Annotated in this window: 13 protein-coding genes, 1 tRNA gene, 3 rRNA genes and 1 riboswitch; of the genes, 8 read left to right on the forward strand and 9 right to left on the reverse strand. The window is 65.4% G+C overall.

The genetic code is table 11. The features are described from left to right. Window positions 1-53: 53 nt before the first annotated feature. The 7 genes from rrf to galU form a co-directional block, all read right to left on the reverse strand. Window positions 54-170 (reverse strand): 5S ribosomal RNA (gene rrf / locus AB663_RS16300). A gap of 111 nt (window positions 171-281) precedes the next feature. After that, window positions 282-3384 (reverse strand): 23S ribosomal RNA (locus tag AB663_RS16305). A gap of 358 nt (window positions 3385-3742) precedes the next feature. Next, window positions 3743-5267, reverse strand: a 16S ribosomal RNA gene (locus AB663_RS16310). Together the 16S, 23S and 5S rRNA genes form the textbook arrangement of a ribosomal RNA operon. Window positions 5268-5930: 663 nt before the next feature. Continuing rightward, window positions 5931-6003: transfer RNA gene (locus AB663_RS16315), tRNA-Ala, on the reverse strand. 49 nt (window positions 6004-6052) lie between these two features. Next, complete coding sequence (locus AB663_RS16320; protein ID WP_067201660.1) at window positions 6053-6907, reverse strand: hypothetical protein; 855 nt, start codon at window positions 6905-6907, stop codon at window positions 6053-6055. Between the two features lie 74 nt (window positions 6908-6981). Continuing rightward, window positions 6982-7611: a GNAT family N-acetyltransferase gene (locus AB663_RS16325; RefSeq protein WP_232304579.1), complete on the reverse strand. Its 630-nt coding sequence runs from the start codon at window positions 7609-7611 to the stop codon at window positions 6982-6984. A gap of 28 nt (window positions 7612-7639) precedes the next feature. Further along, the gene (galU, locus tag AB663_RS16330) at window positions 7640-8527 is read right to left on the reverse strand and encodes a UTP--glucose-1-phosphate uridylyltransferase GalU (protein WP_067201666.1); all 888 of its coding nucleotides are present in this window, start codon (window positions 8525-8527) and stop codon (window positions 7640-7642) included. 41 nt (window positions 8528-8568) lie between these two features. Between galU and AB663_RS16335 the strand changes: the two genes are divergently transcribed. From AB663_RS16335 to mscL, 3 genes are read left to right on the forward strand one after another with little or no spacing between them, the layout of a single operon-like run. Further along, window positions 8569-9165: a 5-formyltetrahydrofolate cyclo-ligase gene (locus AB663_RS16335; RefSeq protein ID WP_067201668.1), complete on the forward strand. Its 597-nt coding sequence runs from the start codon at window positions 8569-8571 to the stop codon at window positions 9163-9165. A 16-nt stretch (window positions 9166-9181) separates the two neighbouring features. Beyond that, a complete protein-coding gene (locus AB663_RS16340) occupies window positions 9182-9454 on the forward strand; it encodes an FmdB family zinc ribbon protein (RefSeq protein WP_067201671.1) in 273 nt (90 codons plus the stop codon). A gap of 25 nt (window positions 9455-9479) precedes the next feature. After that, window positions 9480-9884: a large conductance mechanosensitive channel protein MscL gene (gene mscL / locus AB663_RS16345; RefSeq protein ID WP_067201674.1), complete on the forward strand. Its 405-nt coding sequence runs from the start codon at window positions 9480-9482 to the stop codon at window positions 9882-9884. A 302-nt stretch (window positions 9885-10186) separates the two neighbouring features. Here mscL and AB663_RS16350 read toward each other — a convergent pair whose 3' ends face one another. Continuing rightward, the gene (locus AB663_RS16350) at window positions 10187-13906 is read right to left on the reverse strand and encodes an ATP-binding protein (RefSeq protein WP_067201677.1); all 3720 of its coding nucleotides are present in this window, start codon (window positions 13904-13906) and stop codon (window positions 10187-10189) included. A 187-nt stretch (window positions 13907-14093) separates the two neighbouring features. On the opposite strand from AB663_RS16350, the gene AB663_RS16355 reads away from it, so the two are divergent. The 4 genes from AB663_RS16355 (at window position 14094) to AB663_RS16370 (ending at window position 16835) form a co-directional block, all read left to right on the forward strand. Continuing rightward, window positions 14094-14612, forward strand: coding sequence for a methylated-DNA--[protein]-cysteine S-methyltransferase (locus tag AB663_RS16355; RefSeq protein ID WP_067201679.1), 519 nt, complete (start codon window positions 14094-14096; stop codon window positions 14610-14612). A 520-nt stretch (window positions 14613-15132) separates the two neighbouring features. Beyond that, complete coding sequence (locus AB663_RS16360) at window positions 15133-15993, forward strand: LuxR C-terminal-related transcriptional regulator (protein ID WP_067201682.1); 861 nt, start codon at window positions 15133-15135, stop codon at window positions 15991-15993. 38 nt (window positions 15994-16031) lie between these two features. After that, window positions 16032-16099, forward strand: a riboswitch (guanidine-III (ykkC-III) riboswitch). A 10-nt stretch (window positions 16100-16109) separates the two neighbouring features. Next, entirely contained in the window at window positions 16110-16436 is a 327-nt protein-coding gene (locus tag AB663_RS16365; protein WP_067201685.1) for a DMT family transporter, read from the forward strand. Between the two features lie 48 nt (window positions 16437-16484). Next, window positions 16485-16835: a histone-like nucleoid-structuring protein Lsr2 gene (locus tag AB663_RS16370; protein ID WP_067201688.1), complete on the forward strand. Its 351-nt coding sequence runs from the start codon at window positions 16485-16487 to the stop codon at window positions 16833-16835. Window positions 16836-16903: 68 nt separating this feature from the next. On the opposite strand, the gene AB663_RS16375 is transcribed toward AB663_RS16370, so the two are convergent. Next, window positions 16904-17530 carry a MarR family winged helix-turn-helix transcriptional regulator gene (locus AB663_RS16375; protein ID WP_083511293.1) on the reverse strand — a complete coding sequence of 209 codons (627 nt, stop codon included), beginning with the start codon at window positions 17528-17530 and terminating at the stop codon, window positions 16904-16906. Window positions 17531-17664: 134 nt separating this feature from the next. On the opposite strand from AB663_RS16375, the gene AB663_RS16380 reads away from it, so the two are divergent. Next, window positions 17665-19851: an MMPL family transporter gene (locus AB663_RS16380; RefSeq protein WP_083511294.1), complete on the forward strand. Its 2187-nt coding sequence runs from the start codon at window positions 17665-17667 to the stop codon at window positions 19849-19851. The last annotated feature ends 14 nt before the right edge of the window (window positions 19852-19865 follow it).

The raw sequence follows: 19865 nt of genomic DNA on the forward strand, positions 1-19865 counted from the left end.
TGATTAACGCAAGAAGGCCACCCAACATTGGGTGGCCTTCTTGTTTAAAAGGAGTCCGGCGGTGTCCTACTCTCCCACAGGGTCCCCCCTGCAGTACCATCGGCGCTGTGAGGCTTAGCTTCCGGGTTCGGAATGTGACCGGGCGTTTCCCTCACGCTATGGCCGCCGAAACACTATTGATGTTTCAAAAACCTAGCGATGACACACGTGTTCATCGTGTCGGTGGTTTTCGACCGTACATCGAGAACCACAAAGTGGACGCGGGCACCCGCAACGGGTGTGTTATCAAGTCATCGGCTTATTAGTACCAGTCAGCTGCATGCATTACTGCACTTCCACATCTGGCCTATCAACCCAGTAGTCTGGCTGGGAGCCTCTCACCCGAAGGTATGGAAGTCTCATCTTGAGGCCGGCTTCCCGCTTAGATGCTTTCAGCGGTTATCCATCCCGAACGTAGCTAATCAGCGGTGCTCCTGGCGGAACAACTGACACACCAGAGGTTCGTCCAACCCGGTCCTCTCGTACTAGGGTCAGATCCTCTCAAACTTCCTACGCGCGCAGCGGATAGGGACCGAACTGTCTCACGACGTTCTAAACCCAGCTCGCGTACCGCTTTAATGGGCGAACAGCCCAACCCTTGGGACCTACTCCAGCCCCAGGATGCGACGAGCCGACATCGAGGTGCCAAACCATGCCGTCGATATGGACTCTTGGGCAAGATCAGCCTGTTATCCCCGAGGTACCTTTTATCCGTTGAGCGACAGCGCTTCCACAAGCCACTGCCGGATCACTAGTCCCGACTTTCGTCCCTGCTCGACCTGTCAGTCTCACAGTCAAGCTCCCTTGTGCACTTACACTCGACACCTGATTGCCAACCAGGTTGAGGGAACCTTTGGGCGCCTCCGTTACTTTTTGGGAGGCAACCGCCCCAGTTAAACTACCCACCAGGCACTGTCCCTGAACCGGATCACGGTTCGAAGTTAGATATCCAGAGTGACCAGAGTGGTATTTCAACAATGACTCCACGAATACTGGCGTACCCGCTTCACAGTCTCCCACCTATCCTACACAAGCCACACCGAACACCAATACCAAGCTGTAGTAAAGGTCACGGGGTCTTTCCGTCCTGCTGCGCGTAACGAGCATCTTTACTCGTAATGCAATTTCGCCGAGTTCGCGGTTGAGACAGTTGGGAAGTCGTTACGCCATTCGTGCAGGTCGGAACTTACCCGACAAGGAATTTCGCTACCTTAGGATGGTTATAGTTACCACCGCCGTTTACTGGGGCTTAAATTCTCAGCTTCGCCTTACGGCTAACCGGTCCTCTTAACCTTCCAGCACCGGGCAGGCGTCAGTCCGTATACATCGTCTTGCGACTTGGCACGGACCTGTGTTTTTAGTAAACAGTCGCTACCCACTAGTCTCTGCGGCCACCACACCCTTTCGGAGCAGGTCCTAATAAGTGGATGGCCCCCCTTCTCCCGAAGTTACGGGGGCATTTTGCCGAGTTCCTTAACCACGATTCTCTCGATCTCCTCGGTATTCTCTACCTGACCACCTGAGTCGGTTTGGGGTACGGGCAGCTAGAACCTCGCGTCGATGCTTTTCTCGGCAGCATAGGATCACCCACTTTTCATCCGCATCGTGTCTCAGCCTGCATGAACGGCGGATTTGCCTACCGTTCGGCCTACGCACTTGCACCAGGACAACCATCGCCTGGCTTGGGCTACCTTCCTGCGTCACACCTGTTAATACGCTAACCGCACCAGCATGGGGTCACGTGCTCCCCACCACGGTGCCACCCGAAGGTGACGATGTGATGGTTCGGACGTTTAGCACCACTGGATTAGCTTGGGCGGTTCTTCGCCGGTACGGGAATATCAACCCGTTGTCCATCGACTACGCCTGTCGGCCTCGCCTTAGGTCCCGACTTACCCAGGGAAGATTAGCTTGACCCTGGAACCCTTGGTCTTTCGGAGGACGTGTTTCTCACACGTCTTTCGCTACTCATGCCTGCATTCTCACTCGTGTAGCGTCCACGGCTAGATCACTCTGCCGCTTCACCCGCCACACGACGCTCTCCTACCCATCAACACGGCTGGACCACGAAGGCCTACCACTAATGTCAATGCCACAACTTCGGTGGCGTGCTTGAGCCCCGTTACATTGTCGGCGCGGAATCACTTGACCAGTGAGCTATTACGCACTCTTTCAAGGGTGGCTGCTTCTAAGCCAACCTCCTGGTTGTCAGAGCAACTCCACATCCTTTCCCACTTAGCACGCGCTTAGGGACCTTAGTTGGTGGTCTGGGTTGTTTCCCTCTCGACTATGAAGCTTATCCCCCACAGTCTCACTGCTGCGCTCTCACTTACCGGCATTCGGAGTTTGGCTGACGTCAGTAACCTTGTAGGGCCCATCGGCCATCCAGTAGCTCTACCTCCGGCAAGAAACACGCAACGCTGCACCTAAATGCATTTCGGAGAGAACCAGCTATCACGAAGTTTGATTGGCCTTTCACCCCTATCCACAGCTCATCCCCTCAGTTTTCAACCTAAGTGGGTTCGGCCCTCCACGACGTCTTACCGTCGCTTCAGCCTGGCCATGGATAGATCACTTCGCTTCGGGTCTAGGACATGCGACTGAAACGCCCTATTCAGACTCGCTTTCGCTACGGCTACCCCACACGGGTTAACCTCGCCACATATCACTAACTCGCAGGCTCATTCTTCAAAAGGCACGCTGTCACACCTACCAGGGGTGCTCCAACGGTTTGTAAGCAAACGGTTTCAGGTACTATTTCACTCCCCTCCCGGGGTACTTTTCACCTTTCCCTCACGGTACTTGTCCGCTATCGGTCATCTGGGAGTATTTAGGCTTATCAGGTGGTCCTGACAGATTCACACGGGATTTCACGGGCCCCGTGCTACTCGGGATACTCTCCACGCCAGAACACGCATTTCGACTACGGGGTTGGCACCCTCTATGACCGGCCTTTCAAGACCGTTCGTCTATACGCTTCTGTCACGTCGCCAGTTCGGCAGAACTGACAGGAAAGTCCCACAACCCCCAACGTGCAACGCCTGCCGGCTCTCACACACGCTAGGTTTAGCCTGATCCGGTTTCGCTCGCCACTACTCACGGAATCGCTGTTGCTTTCTCTTCCTGTGGGTACTGAGATGTTTCACTTCCCCACGTTCCCTCTACCCGCCCTATATATTCAGACGGGAGTCACTAGGTCGGCACGCCGCCCAGCGGGGTTTCCCCATTCGGACACCCTCGGATCAAAACTTGCTTATCAGTTCCCCGAGGCTTATCGCAGATTGCTACGTCCTTCTTCGGCTCCAGATGCCAAGGCATCCACCGTTTGCTCTTAAAGACTTGAAATCACATGAGCTGATCTATCGATCATTCGTTGTGAAACGACCCCCAAAGGGATCGTCTCTAAGATGCTCGCGTCCACTGTGTAGTTCTCAAAGTACGGTCGGTACCCCTCGCCCCTCCCACCCGGGAGACAACGAAAGGCCCAGAGGAACAGTCCAACCCAACGGCCGGCCCGGTCCCTCAGGACCCAACAGCGTGCAGGCACCGAAACCCTTCACCCAGACGTTCCCACAGCAAGCTGCGTACTAACCCGAGATCCACTCTCGATGCCATGTCAAATGTTCCACCCATGAGCTCCCAGCGAACCACATTCGGGCTCGATCCGGGTTCTGGAGGCCCGAAGACCTCAGATGCTCCTTAGAAAGGAGGTGATCCAGCCGCACCTTCCGGTACGGCTACCTTGTTACGACTTAGTCCTAATTACCGATCCCACCTTCGACGGCTCCCTCCACAAGGGTTAGGCCACCGGCTTCAGGTGTTACCGACTTTCATGACTTGACGGGCGGTGTGTACAAGACCCGGGAACGTATTCACCGCAGCGTTGCTGATCTGCGATTACTAGCGACTCCGACTTCATGAGGTCGAGTTGCAGACCTCAATCCGAACTGGGACCGGCTTTTTGGGATTCGCTCCACCTCACGGTATTGCAGCCCTTTGTACCGGCCATTGTAGCATGCGTGAAGCCCAAGACATAAGGGGCATGATGATTTGACGTCATCCCCACCTTCCTCCGAGTTGACCCCGGCAGTATCCCATGAGTTCCCACCATAACGTGCTGGCAACATAGAACGAGGGTTGCGCTCGTTGCGGGACTTAACCCAACATCTCACGACACGAGCTGACGACAACCATGCACCACCTGTTTACGAGTGTCCAAAGAGTTGACCATTTCTGGCCCGTTCTCGTATATGTCAAGCCTTGGTAAGGTTCTTCGCGTTGCATCGAATTAATCCGCATGCTCCGCCGCTTGTGCGGGTCCCCGTCAATTCCTTTGAGTTTTAGCCTTGCGGCCGTACTCCCCAGGCGGGGAACTTAATGCGTTAGCTGCGTCACGGAATCCGTGGAATGGACCCCACAACTAGTTCCCAACGTTTACGGGGTGGACTACCAGGGTATCTAAGCCTGTTTGCTCCCCACCCTTTCGCTCCTCAGCGTCAGTTACGGCCCAGAGATCTGCCTTCGCCATCGGTGTTCCTCCTGATATCTGCGCATTCCACCGCTACACCAGGAATTCCAATCTCCCCTACCGCACTCTAGTCTGCCCGTACCCACTGCAGGCCCGAGGTTGAGCCTCGGGATTTCACAGCAGACGCGACAAACCGCCTACGAGCTCTTTACGCCCAATAATTCCGGATAACGCTTGCGCCCTACGTATTACCGCGGCTGCTGGCACGTAGTTAGCCGGCGCTTTTTCTGCAGGTACCGTCACTCTCGCTTCTTCCCTGCTAAAAGAGGTTTACAACCCGAAGGCCGTCATCCCTCACGCGGCGTTGCTGCATCAGGCTTCCGCCCATTGTGCAATATTCCCCACTGCTGCCTCCCGTAGGAGTCTGGGCCGTGTCTCAGTCCCAGTGTGGCCGGTCACCCTCTCAGGCCGGCTACCCGTCGACGCCTTGGTGAGCCATTACCTCACCAACAAGCTGATAGGCCGCGAGCCCATCCCCAACCGAAAAATCTTTCCAACCACAGAAGATGCCTTCATGGCTCATATCCAGTATTAGACGCCGTTTCCAGCGCTTATCCCAGAGTCAGGGGCAGGTTGCTCACGTGTTACTCACCCGTTCGCCACTGATCCCACAGAGCAAGCTCCGTGTTCACCGTTCGACTTGCATGTGTTAAGCACGCCGCCAGCGTTCATCCTGAGCCAGGATCAAACTCTCCGTAAAAAAGAAATGCATACACCACCGGGAAAAACGGCGACGCAGCGAGTTTGAAACTGACCAAAAGAATGAATATCAAACTGACATTCACATCAATGATCCAAAGGAATTCTCAACCAGCCCGAAGACTGGACGAGGAAAATTTGGCATTTGACAAGTGCACGCTGTTGAGTTCTCAAGGATCGGACGCTCCCCCGACCCAGCCATCACAACCAGGCCCGAAGGGCAACTTCACAATCATACCCACCCTCCCCCACACATCAAACCGACATGTTCAGAAGGAGTGGACCAGATTCATCACCCGGCGCTGACCGCGCCGAGGCAACTTCACTAGTGTATCCGTTCCCGCGCGGCTGTCAAATCGACGCTGCCGGGACAGGATCCTCCACCTTGGACAGAAGTGGTCCGTGATCCGCTTCGAGAAGCTGATCCGGTGGAGGCGGTTCTCCGCTTGAGGGGGGTGAGGCTCTCGGCCTCTCCGCTTCCCTGTGGGGCGAACAGGTAATAACTTACGTGGATTCCGGGGTCCGGGCAAATCGCCCCGTTCCGCCGGGCGTGTCGCGCTCGAGCGCACGGATCAGCCGACTACGGCTGCGTGCCGTCCGCATACGAAGGACCCGGTATGCGAAGAAGCCCCCGAGCGAGTGCTCGGGGGCTTCTTCCGTTCGGTGGACCTAAGGGGATTCGAACCCCTGACCTCCTCGATGCGAACGAGGCGCGCTACCAACTGCGCCATAGGCCCTTGACCTCGTCTACGTTATCACGCGATCAGAGGTGCTCGCGCACGAGGGTCACCCCGCCGCTCTCCGCGCGAGGAGCTGACGCACGTGCGCTTCGATCTCCGCGTCGTCGACGAACCCCATCTGCGCATACGGCGATGAGGCGGCCGGCAACTGCACCGGCTCGGCGGGAGCCATGCGCTCCGCGCGCTCGCGGAGCTCCGCCAGTCGCGCCGCCTTGCGCCGTTCCTCCTGCGCATCGATCTCGGCCTGCGCCACCTGCGCGCGAGAACCTGCCTTGGATACGAGGGGCTCGGGCAGCGGGCGCGGAGTCCAGGTGGCAGCACCCTGATCGTGCAGCACCGGGGTCGACCGGCGCACCACGGGGAGCTCCGTCGACGCAACCGGCATCCGTCGACGCGCTGCACGCTGCGTCACCGCCGCCATCCGCTGCAGCGTGACCGCCGAGAGCAGCGCGACGGGTCCTCCGATCCACAGCAGGAGCGACGAGGACGCCGCCATGACCTGCCATACGCCGACGCCGACGAGGACGAGCCCCGACACCAGACCGATGGTCGCACCGAGACGCACGCGGCGACGCGCGCGCGTCTGCCGCACCACCGGGTCGGCCTTGGTAGCGGCGAGCTGCTCCTTGAGGAGCAGCAGCTCAGCGGCTTCCTTCTCCGACTGCAGCCGCTTGGCCAGCTTCTGCTGGGCGAGTGCGGTGCGCGCCGTGAGCTCGAGATGCACCTCCCCCGGCGTCTCGCTGGTCTCGGCGAGCACCCGGAGAGCCTGGTTCAGTCGCACCGCGTTGCGCTCGGCGGCGTTGTACTGGAACCGCCCGCGCCACGAGGGCAGAAGGTAGAGCATCCACAGCAGCACGGCGACGAGGAAGATCACTCCTCCGCTCAGCACCGGCCCGTCCATACCGACAACGGTAAGGGAACCCGCGGTGCGTGCGGCTCAGGGCGCGACGTGTGTCGCGATCACCGGATACGCGATCAGGGGGTCAGCCGGTCCGCAGGTGGGACGGTCGCGGCATTCGGCGGCACCTGGCCGCTCAGCCACCGAGCGAGCACGCCCTGGGGGACGTCTTCCTTGGTCAGGGCGAAGGCGTAATGGTCGCGCCAGTCGCCGTCGATGTGGATGTACCGCCGCCGCAGACCCTCGTACCGGAAGCCGAGCTTCTGCACCACTCGCAGGCTCGCGGCGTTCTCGGGCCGGATGCAGATCTCCATGCGGTGCAGTCCGTACTCGACGAAGCACGCGTCGGTGGCGAGAGCGACCGCGGTCGGGGTGATGCCCTTGCCGGCGAAACGCTCGCTCACCCAGTAGCCGATGGTCGCCGAACACAGGGATCCTCGGGCCACACCCCACACGTTGAGCTGCCCGGCGATCTCGCCCTCGTACTCCATGACGAACGGATACCCGGTGCCGTCACGGTACTGCTGCAGGAGACGACGGATGCTGAGCCGCATGTCGAACGACACAGACCCGTGCGGCACCGTCGCCTCCCACGGCTGGAGCCACGCGCGGTTGGACAGGAGCTCGTGCTGCAGCGGCCGCGCGGCGCGCGTGCGCACGAGCCGCAGTTGTATCGGACCGTGCCGCATCCCTGTCGCCAGATCCATGTGCGCACTCCCGACGCCGCGGTGCCGCCTAGAGGCGTTCCGCGAATTCCTTGAGCCACGGACGCAGCTCTGGTCCGAGGTCGTCGCGGTCGGACGCCAGCTGCACGATGGCCTTGATGTAGTCGACGCGGTCGCCGGTGTCGTAGCGGCGACCACGGAAGATCACGCCCACCACGCCGGGGCCGGACGGGTCGGTCGCAAGCTCCTGCAGCGCGTCGGTCAGCTGGATCTCTCCGCCCTTGCCTGGCTCGGTGCGCTCGAGGATCTCGAACACCGACGACGGCAGCACGTAGCGCCCGATGATCGCCAGGTTCGACGGAGCGTCCTCCGCAGCGGGCTTCTCGACGAGGCCCGTGACGCGCACGGCCTCGGAGCCCTCGATCGGCTCGACAGCGGCCGCGCCGTAGAGGTGGATGCTGGCGGGGTCGACCTCCATGAGTGCGACGACGGCGGCTCCGGTGCGCTCGTGCTCGGCGATCATCTCGGTCAGCAGCGGGTCGCGCTCGTCGATGAGGTCGTCACCCAGCAGGACCGCCATCGAGCTGTCCCCGACGTGCGTCTTCGCGCGGAGGACGGCGTGACCCAGACCCTTGGGCTCGCCCTGACGGACGAAGTGGATGTCGGCGAGGTCGCTCGACTTCATCACGCGCTCGAGGCGACCCATGTCGCCCTTCTCGGTGAGCTTGACCTCGAGCTCCGGCACCGAGTCGAAGTGGTTGGAGATGGCGTTCTTGTTGCGGCCGATGATGACCAGGATGTCTTCGATCCCTGCATCCGCCGCCTCTTCCACGACGTACTGGATCGCCGGCTTGTCGACAACGGGCAGCATCTCCTTCGGCATCGCCTTCGTCGCAGGCAGGAAACGCGTCCCCAGTCCTGCTGCGGGAATGACGGCTTTGATCTTCTGATGACCCATTGCTCCAGCCTAGCGGTGACCCGCCCCGTAGACTCGGAGGCATGTCGAATGACATCGAGCACGCGAAACGCGCACTGCGCGCCGAGCTCCGCGAGCGCCGGCAGCTGCTGAGCGAGTCGCAGCGTGACGAGGCGGCCGCGGCCATCGCCCGCCGACTCGACGATCTCGTCGACACGCTGGGAGCGCGATCGATCTCGTGCTACCTCTCCACGACGACCGAACCCGGCACGCGCGAGTTCGTGTCGAGCGCCGTCCGCCGCGGCATCCGCGTGCTGCTGCCCATCACCCGGGCCGACGGACTTCTCGACTGGGCCGTGGCGACCGACGACGACGAGGTGGCCGAGGGCCTGCACGGCCTCCCCGAGCCGACGGGCGAGGTGCTGGGGCCGATCGCCGTCAACGACGTCGACCTCATGATCATCCCCGCGGCGGCCGTCGACCGCACGGGCATGCGCATGGGGTGGGGCCGCGGCTACTTCGACAAGACCATCGGCTCCATGGAGAAGTGCCCTCCCGTCTACGCGGTCATCTATGATTCCGAGGTACTCGACTCCCTGCCTCGCGAGGTGCACGACCAGCCGGTGACCGGCGTCGTCACCCCGACGCAGACCCTGAACCTGTCGCAGACGCGACGCTGAACACACGAGGACGGCTATGCCCACTTACGCCTATGCCTGCACGACGTGCGGACACCAGTTCGACGCGGTGCAGAGCTTCTCCGACGACGCTCTGACCATCTGCCCCGAATGCGGAGGCGCGCTGCGCAAGCAGTACGGGTCGATCGGGGTGACCTTCAACGGCTCCGGCTTCTATCGCACGGACTCGCGCGCGAAATCTGGTGCATCGAAGGATGCTTCGGCATCATCGAAGTCGGAATCGTCGACGAGCGCCACGAAGGCTCCCGCGTCGAGCCCCGCCTCCACCTGAGGCGCGATCCGAATAGGGGAGAAACATGTTCAAGGGCTTCAAGGAGTTCATCTCGCAAGGCAACGTCATCGACCTCGCGGTGGCCGTCGTCATCGGCGGTGCGTTCACCGCGATCGTCAACGCGGTGGTGTCGTCGATCATCAACCCGCTCGTGTCGCTGTTCTTCGACGCCGACTCGACGGGCAAGATCGGCATCCCCACGCACGGCATCTACGGCCAGGAGGTGACGTTCCCGATCGGGGACCTCATCAGCGCGATCATCAGCTTCCTCGCCGTCGCTCTCGTCGTCTACTTCGTGTTCGTCGTGCCGATGAACAAGTACAAGGAGCGTCAGGCCGCGAAGAACCCGAAGGTCGAGGAGCCGACGCTCCCCACCGAGCAGGAGCTGCTCATCGAGATCCGCGACCTGCTCCGCAAGCAGCAGGCCTGACCCGCTGACGACAAGCCCGACCCGCTGACAAGAGGAGCACGGTGCCCATGGCGCCGTGCTCCTCTTCTGCATCCGGCTCGGTCACGGGTCAGTAGTGCGGCGGCACCTCGCGCCGCATCCGCTCGTCGTTGGGTCCGCCGCCGTCAGCGCCCGACCCGGGTCCGCTCTCCGACGCTGCTCTCCCAGATGCGCCACCCGGCACGGCGGTGTCCGGCTCCGGGTCCGTGCCGGGCGCAGGGGTCAGCCGCGCTCTGCGCGATCCGGCAACACGGACCACCCGCTGTCTCGGACGCTCGGGGTCTTCAGGCATCTCTCGCGTCGTCGGCATCGATCGGTTGGGTGTCGTTCTCGGCACGGGGGGCGGACGGCGAGATCCCGAGGACGCCGGCGATCCGCGTCGCCACGGTCGTCGGGTCGCTGTACAGGTCGAAAGCGTGCACGCGCACGTAGTGCCAGCCGAGGCGGCGAAGCACATTGGGCCGCAGCCGCAGCGTCTCACGAAGCGACTCGCCGCGCGATTCGGGGTCGGACTCGATGACCACGGCCTTCCCGCCGTGCTGCGCCACCAGCGGCAGCAGGCCGCGGTAGTCGACGTCGACGGAGGCGCCAAGGCGCCGCAGCTCGCGAGCCAGCGCCAGCGTGAGCGGATCGGCGAGATCCTCGAGGCGGGGGGCGCGGCCTCGACCGGCCAAGCCGCCGAGGATCGACATGAGCGTCGCGGCGCCGTACTCGAGGCGACCGTCGTCGAACGCGGACGGACGGATCGACGACACGATCACCATCGACCGGCGAGCCCGCGTCATGCCGACGGTCAGCAGGCGTTCGCCATCGGGCGATGACAGGTCGCCGAAGTCGCTGAGCACGCGACCGTGCTTCGTGAGGCCGAACCCGAGCGAGAAGATCACGCGGTCGCGGCTCTCCGCCACCGACTCCTCGAGCGTGAGCACCGCGAAGGGCTCTGCGGTGTCGCGGCCGACGAAGTCCGCGACGTCAGATCGGCCGGCGAACGCGGCGGTGACGGCTGCACGCACGCGCTCCGCATGCCGAGTGCTCGCGGTCACGACCATGAGCGATTCCTCCGGGCGGTGCACGGCGTGCTCGACGACGAGCGTCACCACTCGGGCCACTTCGGCATCGGGGCTCTCGACGGCTCCCGACACCGGATCGGGCGTGCCGGTGCCGCCCTCGACGTAGTCGACCGTCAGGCTGCCGCGGCCGAGGTACGAACCGGCCCAGGGCAAGGAGACGATCTCGCCGCCGTAGAACGCGTCGTTGATGAGCTCGACCAGGTCTTCACCGCCGGCACGGTAGCTGCGCGTGAGCGTCGCCACCGGAAGCAGCTCTGACAGCCGCTCGAAGACCGACACCTCGTCGAAGGGCACCTCGGCCTCCCACGCGGGATCGGGATCGACGGCCACCTGGAACGGAGTCGGGCGCTGGGTGACCGGGTCGCCGAACGCGATGACCTGCCGTGCGCGACGGATGGCCGGTGCGGCCTCCGCGAGATTGATCGCCGCGGCGTCGACGAGCAGCACGGCGTCGAACTCCACCGAGTCGGGGATCTCCGGCACGAGGTACGGCGACGAGATCCACACCGGTGCGAGAGCGTTCATCAGGGTGGGCGCAGCGCTCACGAGCTCCGCCGTGGTCGTCCCCTGCTGGGTCAGCGCCCGGCGGAGGTTCTGCGCCTCCTGCGGCTCGTCGACGATGGCGATCTTCCATTGATTCGCGAGCTGCCACGCCAGGAGCGGACCGGCGGCTGCCGCGTGCGCCTCGTCGACCAGCCGGAAGTCCCGCTCCAGGCGGTCGACCACGGCCGTGTTCGCACCGAGCAGCGCCCGGTTGTCCTGCAGCGCCCGCTCGAGGAGCGACTGCCACCAGGCGAACTCCAGCTCGTCGCCGACACGATCCTCCGAGACGTGCCGCACCGAGAGCTCGGTGAGAAGGGGCTCGAGGCCCAGCCCGGCCAGACGATCGCGCAGGGTGGCCCGTTCGACGAGGTTCTCGAAGACGTCGGACTTCGCCGCGAGCCCCGCGAGAGTCCGCACGAGCCTGGCGACGGGGAGCGACGCGAGCGGCTCCCGGCGGCCCCGCGCGGCGTCGAGCTCGGCGAGCTCCGCGTCGACCCGCTGCCACGAGGCGTGCACCTCGGCGAGCCCGATGGGGATCTCCGGCGCCACGCCCGCGTCGACGTACCTCTGCCATTGCGTCCGCTGCGTCTGGATGCGCAACAGCGCCTCGTGCATCTCTGTGATGTGGACGCCCGGGCGCACGTACTCCTTCGCAAGGCGCCGGAGCCGGCGGCGGTTCGCCGAGGACATCCCCGGTGCGTCGCGGCGTGAGCCGTGCGCCTGGATGAGCTCCCCCAGCGGACGCTCGAAGACCGTCGGGCTGAACCGGTCGAGGGAATCGCGGATGCCCTCGAGGAGTCGGAGGTACTCGCCCAGCTCGTCCACCGTCGCGAACGGTCGCATGTGGGTCTGCGCGATCAGCGCGTAGCCGCGCTCCAGCAGAGCGGGCACGCTCGCCGCGTGCAGCCGGGAAGCCAGTTCGTGCGCAGCGCGCGCGGCCTCGGTGCTCGTGAAGCTCACGCCGTACCAGGGCGAGTCGTCGGGCCCGAACCGGAACTCCCCCAGGCGCGCGGCGTGAGCGAGCGCGGCGGCCGCCTCACTGCGGTCTCCCGCCAGTCGGCGCAGCGTGTCCTGGCTCAGCCTCGCCGTGGTCGACGGCGGATGCGGGAGCGATGCCAGTCGCGTCAGGTGGCGAGTAGCGTCGAGGACCGACGCGTTCGTGCCGGGGACCGGAGCGGTGAGTGCCTGCCGGTAGTCGCGCAGCACGGTGCGCAGCCGCACGAGCGCGTCATCCACGTCGCTCACCTTGGGCGCTACGGCCTTCTCGTTGCGTCCGATGGCGCGGACGAGGTCGCGGCGGAGGGTCGCGGGCGAGACGGCGAGGCTGTCCAGGCCGATGCCGGCGAGGCGATGCCGCACCCCGTCGAGGGTCGAGCGCCGCGCCGACACGACGAGCACCCGCTTGCCCGCGCGCACGAGCTCGCCGAGGGCGTTGATGACGGTCTGGGTGCCCCCTGTGCCGGGGAGCGTCGCGATGGTCATCGAATGACCGGCCGCGATCCTGGCGAGCACGGCCTCCTGCTCGGCATCCGCGTCGAGGAGCAGATTGTCGGATGCCGGCGCCCTCTCGTCGGGGCTCGTGACGGTCGGCTCCGGCCGCCGCGCCGTGACCTGCTCGCGGTCGCCGACGTGCCCGCCCAGCGCGTTGAGCACGACGTGGTCGAGGTTCCTGCTGTCCCGGGCCATCGCACCACCGACGTCGGCGAAGGTCGAGACGACGAGGCGCGGCTGCACGGAGAACGTCTCGATGGAACGCGTGCTCGCGCGGAGGCTGTCGATGACGGGCTGCGGCTTGAAGATGCCGCCGTCATAGGCGAGCGCCGCCAGCGCGTGCGCGTCGATCGTGAGTCCGAAGTGGTCGCGCGCGATGCGCACGAGCTCCGGGTTCACCTCGAACACGCCATGCAGCTTCAGCTCGAAGTCGGTGTGGTGCCGGCGGATGGCGAGCGGGCGCAGGAGCACCGGCGCTGCGAAGTCCGCGCCGCCGATGCGCCATCCCGCGACGCCGACGGCGAGGTGCACGGCCTCGATGCCGCGGACGGTGCGCAGCTCGGTGTTCTTGGCGGTGATGCGTTCGGCGGCGAGACGCGCGGTGCGGAGTCCCACCTCGTCGCGGAACAGGTTCGAGAGCAGCGTGGACTTGCCGGTGATGAACTGCGGGAGGCTGCCGGGGTGCGCCTTCGAGATGTCGATGCCCGACTCGATCGTGTCGCGGAACGAGGTGAGCGGCGACGGCCCGCCCAGGTCGGCTGCCTCGGCACGCAGCCGCGCACGCTCGGAGTCCGCGGCATGCGCCACGTCGACACCGGTCGTCGTGGCGTGGAGGTCGCCGAGCGTCACCGCAGCCTCGGTCGCCGCCTGGTTCGCAGCCTTTCCTTCACGTCGCCACACACTTCACACCCTAGGCGCGACGCGACGCAGGACGCGTATCCCGGGCGGGTTTCACGGGAATTCCGCGCGTGAACGGCCCCGATGCCCGCCGGAACTCGTCCTCCACCGTCGCGCCGATCCGACGAGCTATCCACCGAACACGTCAACGGGCGACGATCAGGTCGCCGCAGGCGCGGAGGATAGGTCCATGACATTCCGCTACGACTTCGCACCGACGCCCTTCGGCGACGCGCTCGCGGTCTTCTCCGACGAGGGCATCGTGCGGTTCGATCTCTCCGAGTCCGCAGACCCATCGGTCCCCTGGCTTCTCGAGTCGGTATCCGCCCGGCTGGGCGCCGTCCCGGAGGCTGCGCCCGGCGCGGCCGACGAGCTCGCGCACCTCCTCGACGACTACTTCGACGGGGCGCCCGTGCGGTTCGACGAGCATCTCCGATTCGACTGGCGTCTGGTCAACGGGTTCGCTCGACGCGCGCTGCAGACGATCTGCACGATCGGATGGGGCGAGACGCTCAGCTACGGCGAGGTGGCTGTGCTCGCCGGTCACCCCGGTGCCGCGCGCGCGGTGGGCACGGCCTGTCGGCTGACGCCGTTCTCGGTCATCGTTCCCGTGCACCGCGTCGTCCGCTCGGACGGCACGCCCGGTCAGTACGGCGCGCACCCGGAGCGGAAGCGGTTCCTCCTCGATCTCGAGTCCGCACGCAGCTGAGCGGCACGACGCTGACGCAGGCAGACTCGGCTTCCGCAGCGGCGAGCGCTGTGGTCCCCGGGGGGGCGGCGGTGCTCCAGCCGACCGCTGCGACATTGGCGCGGGTCCCGGCGTGTAGGCCGCCGGGGCCCGCGTGTCCTGAACCGCGACACCACAGGAACGCGGACAGCGGGATTCGCTCCCCACGGATTCGGCCTCCACGGATTCGGCACCTGCGGAATCGGCACCTGCGGATTCGGCACCGGCGGATTCGGCACGTGCGGAAAGACACCGGCGATTCGACACCGACGCAAATCGACGCCGCTGCGATCGACATCGGGATTCGATGACACGAAAGCCAAGACTCAGGCGCAATCGACTTCTGGGGCGATGGAAGTCGGCGGCGATCGATATCGGATGCAAATGGAATCGACAGAAGCAGAATGACCATGCGGAACCCGCGGTGAGTGCAATCGGCATCCGGTGCTAGAGTCTTCGCTACGACCGGGAGCACGGCGCCGTCACCCGAAGGCAGGAAGACGTGAGCACATCGTCCGAGCTCGAACCCGAGAGCGAGCTCGTCGCACGCGCGGTACGCGAGTTGGCGCGCCGCACCCGCTTCCCGGTGGCCTTCGGCGGGCTCATCGAGCAGGGCGTGGTGAACGTCACCAGCATCGTGGGCAACCGCACCCGCAGCCTCGAGGGTCTTCGAGTGCGGCCCGAACGCGGACTCGGCGGCCGAGCCATGATGGAGCTCCGCCCCCGCATGACGAACGACTACGGGTCATCGCAGCAGATCACGCACGACTACGACGTGTTCGTGCTGGGCGAAGGGCTCAGCACGCTCCTGGCTCTGCCCATCGTCGTCGACGGGCGACCACGCGGCGTGCTGTACGCCGGAGCGTGGGACGAGACTCCCGTCGGAGGCGTCACGACCGCGCCCGCCATGCAGGTCGTGCAGTCGGTCGCGGACGAGCTGCGCATCAGGGACGAGGTCGAGCGTCGGCTGAGGGCTGCGGCCGCCACCACGGCGACCATCGCGCCCCAGCAACAGCAGGAGGAGTTGCGCGAGAGCTTCGCGGAGCTGCGCAGCATCGGGGCATCCGTCGACGACGCCGACCTGCGCGCACGCATCGCGCGTGTGGAACGCCGTCTGCTGCGCCTGGCCGGCGAGCCCGTTCCCGCGGTCACCGGCCCGATCCCGTCGGTGCATCTCTCCCGCCGTGAGACCGACGTCCTCGCGTGCGCGGCACTCGGTGCGACCAACGCCGAGATCGCCGCACAGCTCGGGCTGCGCGAGGGCACCGTGAAGGCCTACCTCGGCGCCGCGATGTCGAAGCTCGACGCCTCCACACGGCACGCCGCGGTGGCGAAGGCACGGCGCGCCGGACTCCTGCCCTGACTGCACAGACGGTGCCCACTGGACGCCGGTAACATGGCGAGCAGTCGGGCGACACCGACTCCGGACGAGGCAGGCCAGTACCCGGTGAGCGACAAGACTGGTCCGGGAGGACCATCATGTCGTGGATCGTACTCATCGCATCCGGCGTTCTCGAGGCCGTCTGGGCGACGGCGCTGGGCAAGTCCGAAGGACTGACCAAACTCTGGCCGAGCATCATCTTCTTCGGCGGACTCACACTGTCGATGCTCGGGCTCGCCTTCGCCATGCGCGAGATCGCCACGGGCACCGCCTATGCCGTGTGGGTCGGAATCGGGGCATCGCTCACCGTCATCTGGGCCATGGTCACCGGAGAGAGCGATATCTCGTGGCCGCGAATTCTGCTGCTCATGGGACTCGTCGGCTGCATTGTCGGTTTGAAGCTCATCGACCCCGGTCACGAATGACGAACGAGCGCCTTGTCGCCTCGGCGGCACAGCGGTATCGTCATTTTCATGGCGAGACGAATTGTGCACCAGCTGGTTGACGATATCGACGGCAGCGTTCTGGAAATCGGCGAAGGCGAGACCGTGCATTTCTCGCTCAACGGCTCGGCATACGAAATCGACCTCAGCGCCGAGCACGCAGAAGAACTCCGCGCGGCGCTCGAGCCCTACATCTCGGCAGGGCGACGGGCGGGATCGTCTGGGTCCGCCACCAGGGCGTCATCATCGTCGCGGAAGCGTCCGGCTCGCAATCCCGAGGTCGCAGCCATCCGCGCCTGGGCGAAGGACAACGGCTACACGCTCTCCGAGCGCGGCCGCATCCCGGCCCCCGTGGTCGAGGCGTACAACGCCGCGCACTGACCGGAGCACTCGTAACCGACATCGCGATTCGCCCGCTGCCCCCTCAGCGCACCGGGCGAACGTGAAGGTCAGGGGTGCGACCCCTCTCTGGCCCAGGGCTCCTCCCCAGTCAGGCTGATCTCCGCCGTCATGTCCATGAGGAAGCGGATGACGACCTCGCGCTCCTGCGACGTGAGGCGCGCCGCGGCATGGAACCGCTTCGCCTGCTGCCGCCCCACCGTCTCCATGGCGGCCTGCCTCGTCTCTGGCGTGATGGCGATCGCCAGGGCGCGCCGATCACTGGGGTGAGGCGAGCGGGTGATGTGACCACCCTTCTCGAGCCTGTCCAGCAGCTTCGTCGTCGAAGCGGTCGAGATCCCGAGATGCTGTGCGATTCCGCCGGGCGTGGCGACGACATCGCGGTTCGCGCACACGATCAGATAGTGCAGGGCGCGCATATCCGTCTCGTTGAGCTGCATGTACCGCCGCGACGCGTGCGACAGGCGCTGCTCGGCCTCCCGCAGCTCGCCGAGAGCTCCCATGAGTTCCGCGATCTGCCGCAGGTCTTCGGGCGCGACCCCGGACCGATCGATCAGTGTGCTGCGAGGGTCGCTCGCATCGACGTCGTAGATGGCGGAGTGAGTGAGGCCATCCGACGACCTGCGCTCGCCGCCGGCCGCCCCGGGCAGCGGGCCGACGCCGGTCATGGAGGTCATGGGAACATGCTACACATCGGATACTTTCATGCTGAGCAACTTTCTCGCTAGGCTAGCGATATTCGCGGATCCCCCGCGACGCCCCGCCTTCTCCGTCCGGTGGGTGTCCTGAGACCCGTCCCGAGAGGACCCTGATGCCCCGCCGATCCGAACCCACCTCCGCCGCTCGTCCTCGGCAGCGCCATCGCCGCGCGCTGTGGGCGCGTGTCCTGGTGCCGTCGCTGCTCATCCTGGCGTGGGTCACCGCGGCGGGCCTCGGCGGACCGCTCTTCGGAAAGGTCGACGAGGTGTCGTCCAACGACCGCACCGCGTACCTCCCCGAATCGGCCGATGCCACGCAAGTGCAGGAGGTGCTCGGAGAGTTCGTCGACAGCGACGCCATCCCGGCGATCGCTGTATTCGTCGGCGACGGCGAGCTCTCGGGAGACGACCTCGCCGCGATCTCGGATGCCGTCGACTCGACAGCGGAGCTCGGCGGTGTCGACGCCGATGTCTCCCCCGCCATCCCTTCGGATGACGGCTCGGCAGCGCAGGCGTTCATCCCCATCCGATCCGACGCAGACCTGTCCGACACCGTGAACGAGGTCGCGACGCATCTGCGCGAGGCGCTCCCCGGCGTGACGGTGCACATCACCGGACCAGCGGGCTTCAGCGCCGACCTGGTCGCGGGCTTTGCCGGCATCGACGGGCTGCTCTTGGGTGTCGCCCTCCTGGCGGTCCTCGTGATCCTCGTCCTCGTGTACCGCTCGCTCCTCCTGCCTCTCGTCGTGCTGTCGACGAGCCTTTTCGCGCTCTGCGTCGCGCTGCTGGTGGTCTGGTGGCTCGCGAAAACCGGGGTGCTCCTCCTCAGCGGCCAGACGCAGGGCATCCTCTTCATCCTCGTGATCGGCGCCGCCACCGACTATGCGCTGCTCTTCGTGGCGCGCTTCCGGGAGGAGCTGCGACGGACGCGCGACAAGGGCACGGCCGTGGCAGCCGCCTGGCGCGGATCGCTCGAGCCCATCGTCGCCTCCGGCGGCACGGTGATCGCGGGGCTCCTCTGCCTCCTGCTCAGCGACCTCAGGTCGAACAGCACGCTGGGCCCGGTTGCGGCGATCGGCATCGCCTTCGCCATGCTCTCGGCCCTCACGCTGCTGCCCGCACTGCTCGTCCTGTTCGGACGGGCCGCGTTCTGGCCGCGCCGACCGGTGTTCGAACCGGACGCGGTCGTCGAGGAGGACGGCAGGCCGACGTCGGGAGTGTGGGCGCGCGTCGCCACACGGATCCGTCGCCGGCCCCGCCTCATCTGGATCGTCACGACCGCGGTGCTGCTCGCCGGCGCCGCCGGCCTGACGCAGCTGGACGCGACCGGCGTGCCGCAGTCCGACCTCGTGCTCGGCACCTCGGATGCGCGCGACGGGCAGGTCGCCCTCGGCGAGCACTTCCCCGGCGGGTCGGGCAGCCCGGCCTATGTCGTGGTCGACGAAGACCGCTGGCGGGACGCCGTCGACGTGCTGCACGCATCCGACGGGGTCGACGAGGTCTCCATCACCACGGCCGACTCACCGAGCGGGACCGCACCCGTCTCCCCCGAGGGCATCGAGCCCGTCGGCGCACCGGGCGCACCCACCCCCGAGCCCACGGTCGTCGACGGCGACGTGCTGTTGCAGGCCACCTTCACGGACGCCGCCGACTCCGACGCGGCCGCCGCCACCGTGCGAGAGCTGCGCACCGAACTCGATCCGCTCGGCGCGCGCATCGGTGGGGTCACGGCGACCTCGGTCGACACGAACGACGCGTCGATCCACGATCGGAACCTCATCATCCCGGTGATCCTCGGCGTGATCCTCGTGATCCTCATGCTGCTGCTGCGCTCGATCCTGGCGCCGGTGCTGCTCATCCTGACCACGGTGCTCTCGTTCGGCACGGCCCTGGGGATCTCGGCGCTCGTCTTCGACGGACTCTTCCGGTTCCCCGGCGCCGATCCCGCGGTGCCGCTGTACGGATTCGTCTTCCTCGTGGCGCTCGGCATCGACTACAACATCTTCCTCATGACGAGGGTGCGCGAGGAGTCGGCGCGGCACGGCACGCGCGACGGCATCCTCCGCGGTCTGACGATCACGGGCGGCGTCATCACCTCGGCGGGGCTCGTGCTGGCGGCGACCTTCGCGGCGCTGTCGGTCATCCCGATCCTGTTCCTCGTGCAGCTGGCCTTCATCGTCGCGTTCGGCGTGCTGCTCGACACGTTCATCGTGAGGTCGCTCCTCGTGCCCGCCCTGGCGTACGACATCGGCCGGCGCATCTGGTGGCCGTCGGCGCTGTGGCGCCACGGGGACGACTGACGCCGGGCCGGCTC

The sequence above is a fragment of the Microbacterium sp. XT11 genome (genome assembly GCF_001513675.1).
In the GTDB taxonomy this organism is placed as follows: Bacteria; Actinomycetota; Actinomycetes; order Actinomycetales; family Microbacteriaceae; genus Microbacterium.